Origin of the sequence: Vreelandella stevensii S18214 (genome assembly GCF_000275725.1) — a bacterium.
Lineage (GTDB): Bacteria > Pseudomonadota > Gammaproteobacteria > Pseudomonadales > Halomonadaceae > Vreelandella > Vreelandella stevensii.
This window is the reverse complement of the sequence record NZ_AJTS01000037.1, coordinates 45541-52716: the sequence shown is the minus strand read 5'-3', so window position 1 is coordinate 52716 and position 7176 is coordinate 45541. Positions and strand designations below refer to the sequence as shown.

The window sequence follows — 7176 nt, the reverse complement described above, 5'->3', positions numbered from 1 at the left end:
AGCCATGAAGCAGACCAAGACCCTCAAGGTTCGAGTGAAGGACAAACACGCCGCCGAGCTTAACCGCATGGCCCGCAGCGTGAATTTTGTTTGGAACTACCTCAACGAACTGTCTTCCCGAGCCATTCGGGAGAAAGGTCTGTTTCTGTCTGCCTACGACATGCACCCCTATACCAAGGGTGCTGGCAAGGACCTCGGCCTGCACAGCCAAACGCTGCAATGCATCGCTGCTGAATACGTTGCCCGCCGCAAGCAGTTCAAAAAGCCCCGCTTGAATTGGCGCAAGTCCGGCGGTGTACGCCGCTCACTTGGCTGGATTCCGGTCAATACCGGCGCGGCCAAGTGGAAGAACGGGCAGGTATTTCACAACGGCACCTACTTCAAGGTGTGGGATAGCTACGGCCTGTCGACATACAAGTTCCGTGCCGGCAGTTTCAACGAAGATAGCCGGGGCCGGTGGTATTTCAATGTTGCGGTCGAGGTGGACGTGCAGCCGACGCTTGGGCAGGGCGCCGTTGGCATCGACCTTGGGCTCAAGGATGTGGCCACCTGTAGCGATGGAGGAAGGCTGGAAAACAGCCGCTTCTACCGCCGCATGGAAGACCAGTTGGCGACAGCCCAACGTGCCCGCAACAAGCGGCGGGTAAAAGCTATTCACGCCAAGATCAAGAACCGTCGCCAGGACGCGCAGCACAAGTTTTCCCGGAAACTCGTCAACCAGTACGGCGAAATCGTCGTGGGCGATGTTTCCTCAACCAGGCTCGCGAAGACCAGGATGGCCAAAAGCGTCTACGACGCTGGCTGGTCACAACTGAAAACGATGCTGGAATATAAATGCGCTCACGCAGGCATCGTCTTCAAGGTCGTTCGCGAAACCAACACCACCCGCGCCTGTTCGTCGTGCGGCTCGCTTAGCGGGCCGCAGGGCGTCAACGGGTTGCGAGTAAGGGTCTGGGAGTGCGTGGAGTGTGGTGTACTCCACGACCGGGACGTGAATGCGGCCCGGAATATCCTCAGCCTCGGGGCAGGACGTTGCCCTCAAGAAGTTGGAATCCCCGTCCTTTAGGGCGGGGAGGGCGTCAAGGCCTATACTCCTTGTTTGACGCAGCTGTAATCAACAGCACTATACTCTAAAAGAAGGTGACGGCATGAAAGGTGATCCGAAGGTCATTCAGCATCTCAACATCGCACTCGGCAACGAACTGGTCGCCATCAACCAGTACTTCCTGCACGCCAAGATGTACAAGGATTGGGGGTTGAAAACCCTGGCCAAGTGGGAGTACGACGAGTCCATCGAAGAGATGCAGCACGCTGACAAGCTGATCGAGCGCATCCTGTTCCTGGAAGGCATCCCCAACCTGCAAGACCTCGGCAAGCTGCACATCGGCGAGAACGTCAAGGAAATGCTGGAAGCCGATCTCAAGATCGAGCACGACGGCCGCAACGACTACATCGAAGCCATCACCTACTGCGAAAGCGTCAAGGATTACGTGACCCGTGACCTGCTGCGCGACCTGCTGGCCGATGAAGAGGGTCATATCGACCACATCGAAACGCAGCTGAAGCTGATCGAGCAGGTCGGTATTCAGAACTACCTGCAAAAGCACATGGCGTTGGCGACCGACGAAGAGTAACGCGTCAAGCCGGGCATGCACTGCATTGCCCCGCCAACCAAAACGGGCAGCCCCAAGGGGCTGCCCGTTTTTTATGCGCTTCGGAATGAATGGCGGGTCACTGGCCCTGAGGCGCCAGCTGGCCCTCCGGATTCGCTGGGGCCTCGAGAACGGGTTCATCGACGCTGAAGGTCGTCCGGCTCAGGCGACGTACCCGCTTCATGAACAGCGCGATGCACACCAGCGTACCGCACGCGGCAACTACGTAGCTGACCTGCAGCGGCAGGTTGAAGCCAATGGGGGCGTAGGCGAGGTAGGTGAACGTTGCCATGGTCATGAAGACCGCCGGGATGGAGGTGATCAGGTAGGGCTTGCGTGAGAGTACCAGGTACATCGTCGCGGTCCACAGGGCGATGACGGCGGTGGTCTGGTTGGCCCAGGAGAAGTAGCGCCACAGCAGCGTGAAGTCCATGTGGGTGAGCGCATAAGAGGCCACGAACAGCGGCAGCGCGATCATGATGCGCTTGGCGATCGGTTTCTGGCCCACTTTCAGATAGTCGGCAATGATCATGCGCGCACTGCGGAAAGCGGTGTCGCCGGACGTGATGGGCAGCACAATGACACCCAGTACCGCCAGCGTGCCACCGACGGCGCCCAGCATGGTGGTAGAGACTTCGCTGACCACGGCGGCCGGGCCACCGGACGCCAGCACGTCGGACAGGGTCTGGTCGCCGTAGAACAGGCTCATGGCGGCGGCGGCCCAGATCATGGCAATCACGCCTTCGGCAATCATCATGCCGTAGAAGATCTTGCGGCCATTGGTTTCGTTTTCAGTGGTTCGCGAGATGATCGGTGTCTGGGTGGCATGAAAGCCGGAAAGCGCACCACAGGAAATGGTCAGAAACAGCAGCGGGAAAATGGGCGCATTGTCTGGGTGCATGTTCTGGAAAGAGAGTTCGGGAATGGGCGCACCAGTGACCACGAGGCCGATGCCGATACCGGCGGCGCTGAACAGCAGCAGCGCTCCAAAGTAGGGGTAGATACGGCCAATCACCTTGTCGATGGGCAGCAGCGTGGCCACCAGGTAATAGGCAAAGATGGCCAGGATGATCAGCGTGACCGAGAAAGAGGTCATGTTGGCCAGCAGGGCAGCGGGCGACGTCACGAACACCGTACCCACCAGCAACAGCAGCAAAATGGCAAAGCCGTTGACCACGTGCTTCATGGCTTTACCCAGAAACTTGCCAGCCAGTTGGGGCAAGTGCGCGCCGTGGTTACGAATCGAGATCATGCCGGTCAGGTAGTCGTGAACGGCACCGGCGAAAATACAGCCAATGACGATCCAGACGAACGCCACCGGGCCGTACAGCGCCCCCAGGATAGGGCCGAAAATGGGGCCTACGCCTGCAATGTTAAGCAGCTGAATCAAGGAGTTACGCGTCGTATTCATCGGCACGTAGTCGATGTTATCGCGCATGCTGAAAGCGGGGGTCTGGCGCTTACGATCAGCGACAAACACGCGCTCGACGAACTTGCCGTAGGTAAAGTAACCCACGATCAGCAGTAGTATCGAGAGAATGAAGGTAATCATCTAAAGCACTCAACAGGTCTGGGGGAGTGCGTGGCCATTGACGGGCCACGCTTATTTAGCCGGAAGGAATGTACAGAGACCTGTCAGGTCATGCCTTACAACTTTAGTGGTTGACGACTTTAGTGGCTTACGACTTTAGTGGAGTTACGAGCTGATCACGCCACACGCCATGCGAGCACCGCCGCCGCCCAGGTGAGGTTCGTCATCGTAGGTGTCGCCGCCTTCATGAATGATCAGGCTGCGGCCCAGCACGTCTTCCATGCTCAGGCGCGGTGCCAGCACCGGCAGGTTGGCTTCTCCGTCCTCATTGACGGTCAGCACCGGCAAATCACCCAGGTGGCCATCGCCATAGGGGCCCTGGTGGGTGTCGGTCTCTTCGGGGTCGTAGTGGCCACCAGCCGCTTGCGCTGCGGTCATCTCGCCATCTTCGTTTTCAGCCGGGTCGCAGCTGGCGTTTTCATGCATGTGAAAGCCGTACACGCCTGGCTCCAGATCACTCAAGGAGGGCGTGAAGAGCACGCCGTGATCGGTATGCTCGATGGCGATGGTACCAATCGACTCTTCGATACCTTCAGCGCTCACCTTGTGTATCTCGACGTCCAATGCTTCATTGGCCTGTGCCGCGCCTGCCAACAGCAGGGCCGCAGCGATACCGGTCAGCGGTAATGAATAGCGCATGTGATGGCTCCTTTCCTTGTCCATGGAAGCCCTGGCACAGCGTGGCGTGCCAAGGGGTGCCTTATCAAGGTAGTTGGCGAAGGGCTAACCCGCCAACGCCAGGGCCATCTGACGATCACACACTTTCTCGATCAAGGCCGGGTCATGGCTGACCAGCATCACCGCACAGCCCTGTTCCCGGGCCAGCTCGATGAGCAGGCTGAGGGTGTGCTGCTGAGTGACGGGGTCGAGCCTGGACGTGGGTTCGTCGGCGAACAGAAAGCGTGGCTCGAGCAGCAACACGCGCAGCATCGCGAAGCGCTGCAGTTCGCCGCCGGAAATCTCCCCCGGCCGGCGGGCCAGCAGGTGGTCGTCGAGCCCCAGGCGCTGCAGCAGCGGTGCTACCCGTGCCGGGTCGAAGCGGTGACGGCACTGCAGGTCGGCCAGCAGCTGCGCCAGTGTCCAGTGGGGCGAAAAGGCGGCCGGAGGGTCCTGGTAGAGCTTCTGGCGGCCCAGTACGGGAATACTTTGATGGTAGTCGACGCGCCCCTGATTGGGCCGCGTGACGCCCAGCAGAATATCGCCCAGCGTGCTCTTTCCGCAGCCGGAAGGGCCCACCACGCCGACGATTTCGCCGGGGCGCAGGCTGACCTCCAGCTGGGAGAAGAGCTCTCGACCGCCGCGCGTCATGGCAAGCCCCTGGGCGCTGACCACGGGGGCCTCGGCGTGGCCACGAAACACGGGGGGATCGGGCCAGCGGCTGGGTTCGGCGGCCAGCAGGCGTTGGGCATACTCGGTATTCGGGTGGTTCAGCAGCACTTCGGCAGGACCGCGTTCAACCACCTGTCCCTTGCGCAGAATGATCACTTCGCCCCCCAGTCGCCGGGCGACTTCGATATCGTGTGTGATGGTCAGCAGGGCGCCGCCACGCTCGGGGGTGCTGGCCAGTAATTCGACCACGTCATCCCGGCGCGGGGCATCCAGCCCTTTGGTGGGCTCATCGGCAATCACCATGGCAGCCCCCGCAGCGCTGGCGGCCGCGAAGGCCACCCGCTGGGCCATGCCGCCGGAAAGCTCCCCCGGCAGTTTATGCAGCGCATGGGCAAGACCCAGGCGGCTCAACTCGGCCTTGGCGGCGGCTTGGGCGTCTGCTGCTGTCTTGCCAGCGACGAAACGATGGGTTTCTGCCACTTGTGGCAGGGCGCGCATGGTGGGGTCCAGCGCGTTCCAGGGCTCCTGGGGCAGCAGCGCCAGAGTGCGGCCCCACAGCGCCTGCCGGCTTTGCGGGGCGTCGGCAGGGTAAGTCACACCGGCAATCTCCAGCGAACCTTGCGCCGCCAGCCCCGGCGGCAGCGTGCCCATGATGGCCTGGGCAATCAGGCTCTTGCCCGAACCGGTTTCCCCCAGCAGGGTCAGGCGCTGGCCAGCGGCCAGGCGAAAGCTGATCGGGGCGATGGTGACGCCATCGCCAGTGATCTCCAGATCACTGACATCCAGCAGTTGAGTGGTGAGCGTCATGGAGGTCATCGTGGGTCCTTCCCTGCCAGCAGGTTCAAGCTCAAGACCACCACGAACAGCACGAAAATCGGCTGCGCCATGGCCCAGGGAGCTTCGTGGTAGTAGGGCAACAGCTCGATCATCATCAAGCCCAGTTCCGCCGTGGGCGGCCGCAGGCCAACGCTGACAAAGCCCAGCGCGGCCATGGCGAGAATCGCGCTGGCGGCACCGAAGGCGGCCAGTGTGAACACCTGGGGCGCCAGCTCCGGCCATAAGTGGCGACGAAACAGCATCACCGGGCCAAACCCCAGCAGTCGGCTGGCTTCGATCTGTGGCGAAGTGACCAGCGCTTGGGTGCGCGCTCGTACTACCCGGAAATACTCGATCCACAGCACCAGCGAGATCCCCACGTAGAGGGTCCAGAAGTTGCCGGGGGCGATGGCGGCCAGCAGCAGCACCAGCAACAGGCCCGGCAGCGCCAGGCAGGCATCGGCAACGCTACCCAGCAGGCGGTCGGTCCAGCCGCCCCGCCAGCCCGCCACGACGCCCAGCAGTACGCCGGGAATGGCGGCGGTGGCTACGCTGAGCAGTGCCATGCCCAATGAGAGCCGAATGGCGGCCGCCATACGCGCCAGCATGCTGCGGCCAAGGTGGTCGGTACCGAAGGGCTCGGCCAGCGAGGGTGCCTGCAGGATGCGGCTGAGCTGCTGGCGGGCGGGGTCGGCGTCGACCAGCCAGGGCACCAGCCAGGCAAAGGCGAGCAGCAGGGCCAGCAGGCCCGCGCCCCACCATTGGCGCGCCGATAGCAGCGTCGTATGGCCATGCAGGGGGCGGGAGGCAGGTAGCCGTGACGAGGTAGTGCCCATCATGCTTGGCGTCTCCTTGGGTCGAGTAGGTGGCAGGCGATATCCACCGCCGTATTCAGCAGCACGAACAGCAGGCCCATGACCAGCGCCGTGCCCTGAATCATCGGCACGTCTCGGGCCACGATGGCGTGCACCAGGGCGTGGCCGATGCCGGGCCAGGCGAACAGGGTTTCGACCACCACGACACCTTCGATCAGGTAGACGAACTGGACGCCCAGATAGGCCACCACGGGCACCGATGCGTTGCGCAGACCGTGGCGCAGGAAGCTGCGCCGTGGCCCAAGGCCCTTGGTGTGAGAAAAGGCGTAATAGGCCGACTGGGAAACCTCGGCCATGGCGTTGCGAGCCACGCGGCTGGAGACCGCCGCCAGGCCCAGCGCCAGCGTCAGGGCCGGTAGCACGGTATGCAGCGGCCCACCGTGGCCTGCCACCGGCAGCCAGCCCAGGGTGACGGCAAACAGCATGATCAGCAGCAGCCCGACGGCAAAGGCGGGCAGCGCGCGCAACACGCTGGCGGCGACTTCACTGGTGCGATCCAGCAGGCCGCCGGGGCGGCGCCCGGCCGCCAGCCCCAGCGGGGGGCCAATCAGCAGCGAGAGCAACACCGCCACCACGGCCAGGCTCAAGGAGTGGCCCAACTGGTGGGAAAGCTCTTCCAGCACGGGCCGCCCGCTCACCAGCGAGCGGCCCAGATCGAACTGGACGAGATCCCAGAGCCAGCCCAGGTAGGCGCCCAGGCCCGACTGGTCCAGCGCCAGCTCGGCCCGCACGGCCTCGGCGGCGGCGCCATCCACCATGTCATGCCCATAGCGACCGGCGGCAATGCGGTAGGCCATATCGCCTGGCAGAGTGCGGGTAATGATGAACGTCAGCGTGCCCACCAGCCAGGCCACCAGCCCTGCCTGCAACAGCCGCGACCACAGTAGTCGGCCCAATCCATGGTTCCAGCGTG

7 protein-coding genes are annotated in these 7176 nt (G+C 62.8%); 2 read left to right on the top strand and 5 right to left on the bottom strand.

Annotated elements, in window-relative coordinates; all coding sequences use genetic code 11:
- Both HSS18214_RS19510 and bfr read left to right on the top strand, forming a co-directional pair.
- A partial coding sequence (locus HSS18214_RS19510; protein ID WP_016914995.1) for an RNA-guided endonuclease InsQ/TnpB family protein occupies positions 1 to 1066 on the top strand: 1066 nt, incomplete at its 5' end.
- Between the two features lie 82 nt (positions 1067 to 1148).
- Positions 1149 to 1634, top strand: a complete 486-nt coding sequence (bfr, locus tag HSS18214_RS0109140; RefSeq protein WP_016914994.1) for a bacterioferritin — start codon at positions 1149 to 1151, stop codon at positions 1632 to 1634.
- 97 nt (positions 1635 to 1731) lie between these two features.
- Here the strand turns inward: bfr and HSS18214_RS0109135 are convergent, their stop codons facing one another.
- The 5 genes from HSS18214_RS0109135 to HSS18214_RS0109115 form a co-directional block, all read right to left on the bottom strand.
- Positions 1732 to 3204, bottom strand: coding sequence for a carbon starvation CstA family protein (locus HSS18214_RS0109135; RefSeq protein WP_016914993.1), 1473 nt, complete (start codon positions 3202 to 3204; stop codon positions 1732 to 1734).
- 144 nt (positions 3205 to 3348) lie between these two features.
- Positions 3349 to 3882: a superoxide dismutase family protein gene (sodC, locus tag HSS18214_RS0109130; RefSeq protein WP_016914992.1), complete on the bottom strand. Its 534-nt coding sequence runs from the start codon at positions 3880 to 3882 to the stop codon at positions 3349 to 3351.
- An 84-nt stretch (positions 3883 to 3966) separates the two neighbouring features.
- Positions 3967 to 5388: an ABC transporter ATP-binding protein gene (locus HSS18214_RS0109125; RefSeq protein WP_016914991.1), complete on the bottom strand. Its 1422-nt coding sequence runs from the start codon at positions 5386 to 5388 to the stop codon at positions 3967 to 3969.
- Positions 5385 to 6227, bottom strand: a complete 843-nt coding sequence (locus tag HSS18214_RS0109120) for an ABC transporter permease (protein ID WP_016914990.1) — start codon at positions 6225 to 6227, stop codon at positions 5385 to 5387. Before HSS18214_RS0109120 ends, HSS18214_RS0109125 begins: the two co-directional genes overlap by 4 nt.
- Positions 6224 to 7159 (bottom strand): ABC transporter permease, encoded by a 936-nt coding sequence (locus HSS18214_RS0109115; protein ID WP_016914989.1) that lies wholly within the window; start codon positions 7157 to 7159, stop codon positions 6224 to 6226. Before HSS18214_RS0109115 ends, HSS18214_RS0109120 begins: the two co-directional genes overlap by 4 nt.
- Between the last annotated feature and the right edge of the window lie 17 nt (positions 7160 to 7176).